Raw genomic sequence first — 2,403 nt, forward strand, 5'->3', positions numbered from 1 at the left:
TCTTCCTGATCTGAGTCCGTCGCCCAACCGCTCGGATAGCCGAAATAGCGCGCCATCAGTGGCTTGGTTGCCCGGGGTTTCAAAGTGCCATCCTTTTGCCGCTGCCAGCGAATCTCCGACACCGAGTGCCCGAAGTAGTAACCCATCGCCAGCGCCTTGATGGTGCCTTCGAAACCGTTTTCGCGCCGGGTGACATCCGGCTTCATCGTCCACATCAGGTTCTCGACTTCCTTTGCCAGCTTCTCCGCTCCCGCTGTCGGCTTTTCACCACGGCGAGAAAACGCATGCACCTTCCACGGCGCGATCGATACCAGCCGGGCGATCTCGTTGATGTTCTTCTGCAGCTTCGGCCAGGTGTCGACCATGGCGATGAATAGCAGCTGCTGATGCACCAGGTCACCATTGAGAGCCGAGGCCAGAGTCATCCGCACGTGCGCGGGCACCTGATCCCGCTCAAAGTATTCCAGCATCCGGTCCTGTGACCGCGGGACTTGATAAGGTGAAGTCAGCACATCGAGCCGATTCTTCGCCTGAACGACATCGATGCCGCCCGGCGATACGTCTGCCGCCTGAACCAACGAGTCACGACGAGGCGGAAGAGCAGTGCCAACAGGCCGGATTTCATTCATGCCGCCACCTTGCGCTTTTGCAGCGCACCCTCAACGGCCGCCAGTGGTCCCGATACCGAGACTATTTGTTATCTTCACTTAGCCGATAACAAAAAACACCTTTCTAACTTGTTCTCAGTCTGCGACAACCACACGGAATTCAAATCCATCCCGACACTATTCGATAACATGAAGCAAGCAACCCTCCTACTCGCCACAGCCCTTGGTTTTCTTCTCACTGGGTGCAACGAAAACAAGGCTCCAAGATATGATGTCCAACCCATCGCGCTCGCGGGTGGGCTGGCTACCATTTTCCAGATTACCGATAACGAACAAAATACGGTTTATCTCTACAATGCCGAAAAAGATCACTTGGTTCTCAGCGGCAAATTCAGTCTCTCCGAGGTTGGGAAAGCTAAAATCCAGATGGAAAAAACCGCAGAAAGCAACGAGCAGTAAGGTTCGTTAGCAGACTTCCCGGCCCTAAGGTTTCACAATCAGCGGATCGCTAAACGTGTCATCCGCGAAGCGTCCACCCTCTCCGAAGTCCTTGTTGAACTTCGCGATGTTCAAGGCGCTGACTTCTTCGACGGTTCGACCCGACACGGTCAGGTCTTCGATGTAAACCCGGTAGAGCACCCAGCTTGCGAGTCCTCCCGCTGCATAAGACGACGACCATGGGCCGTGAAGACCCCACGCAAGCCGGTAATAACTCGGCACGCTTGGCTTGGTTCCCCGCCATTCAGCAAACGACGCCGCTGCCTGACACGGAACCAGCGCATCAAGCGAGGAACCTTCTGGCAGCATGGAGAATTTCCGCGTGCCCGGCTGAATGAAAATACTGCTGATTTCATCGGCCCAACCTTGGCGGAAAATAAATGCCGCTGTCTGAGTTGTTCCACCCATGAGAACCAGATTGCCCACGTCCCGAGCCGGATTGCCGCCGGTCGTCCCGGGTGCCCGCGTGAGTCGCCGCGTCATCGAAACGTAAAACTCATGCCCTGGCAGGTTCGCGTGAATGTAATCCTTGATCGCATTCGGAAACTCTAAACCAAAATAACCATTCGAAACCGTGACCGGGTTTTCCTGACTCACAATCCCGTGAATGCCGCCTTTGGTAGTTCGTTCAATCTTGTGTCTGGTTGATTCGACACCGGACAGTTGGCCAGCGGTTTTCCAGGTAGGCGCGAGGCTCAATTCATCGCCGCCAACCACATTGCTTGCCGTCTTCCAGGCGATATTGTCGAGGATCGTGCCATCAGTGGGCACGCCTTCCAGTCCGCTGGCGACAGGGTCGATCAACAAGAGCGACCCTTCCGACATGAGCGGATCGGGATAGATTCGTGGGAAGTTGTCAGGAAATTGAGCTCCGGGAAGGGTGATTTGTAGGGCTGTAGACATAAGAAATTTACCAGTTTCGGGATTTAAGAAATTCAACGACGGCGTTGGCGATCGGGACCAGGCCGGCTGTTTGCGGGTGGGTCGAATCGTAGGAGTATTCACCCCATTCACCGCCGAGATTGACGATGAGGTTGCCAACCGTGCCGCCTCCAATTCGGAGGTAGTAGTCGTTCGGATTGCCTCCGGTTGGCAGGCCTGCCTCTGAGCGGTAATCGACGAAATTCAGATCGGCAGGGCTTACCCCAAGCACCGATTCGGCGTTGAAGAAATGGGAGAACGGAATCAGTCCATACGCAGCAGATGACTGCGCCTCGGTCATGCCGGGGAATTGCAGGTCCGGCGTATCATCGGCTGCCGCTGCCATCACGGCGCGGGTGTCGATGTAGTTGTTAGG

At 55.6% G+C, this 2,403-nt stretch carries 4 protein-coding genes; 1 reads left to right on the forward strand and 3 read right to left on the reverse strand.

The features are described 5' to 3' along the window. Positions 1 to 629 (reverse strand): phage portal protein family protein (locus JIN85_RS20100; RefSeq protein ID WP_200274214.1); only part of this gene is annotated, 629 nt, incomplete at its 3' end. Positions 630 to 797: 168 nt separating this feature from the next. Here JIN85_RS20100 and JIN85_RS20105 point away from each other — a divergent pair. Continuing rightward, entirely contained in the window at positions 798 to 1,067 is a 270-nt protein-coding gene (locus tag JIN85_RS20105) for a hypothetical protein (protein WP_200274216.1), read from the forward strand. Positions 1,068 to 1,091: 24 nt separating this feature from the next. On the opposite strand, the gene JIN85_RS20110 is transcribed toward JIN85_RS20105, so the two are convergent. Together JIN85_RS20110 and JIN85_RS20115 are read right to left on the reverse strand one after the other, a co-directional pair. Continuing rightward, entirely contained in the window at positions 1,092 to 2,009 is a 918-nt protein-coding gene (locus JIN85_RS20110; RefSeq protein WP_200274218.1) for a hypothetical protein, read from the reverse strand. Positions 2,010 to 2,016: 7 nt separating this feature from the next. Next, positions 2,017 to 2,403, reverse strand: a 387-nt coding sequence (locus JIN85_RS20115; protein ID WP_200274220.1) for a hypothetical protein, incomplete at its 5' end; no start/stop codon positions are given.

Origin of the sequence: Luteolibacter pohnpeiensis (genome assembly GCF_016595435.1) — a bacterium.
GTDB classification, from domain to species: domain Bacteria; phylum Verrucomicrobiota; class Verrucomicrobiia; order Verrucomicrobiales; family Akkermansiaceae; genus Luteolibacter; species Luteolibacter pohnpeiensis.

What these genes read in the sequence shown, in the direction of transcription:
- JIN85_RS20105 (WP_200274216.1), top strand. Translation starts at nt 798, where the DNA reads ATGAAGCAAGCAACCCTCCTACTCGCCACAGCCCTTGGTTTTCTTCTC.
- JIN85_RS20110 (WP_200274218.1), bottom strand. Translation starts at nt 2,009, where the DNA reads ATGTCTACAGCCCTACAAATCACCCTTCCCGGAGCTCAATTTCCTGAC.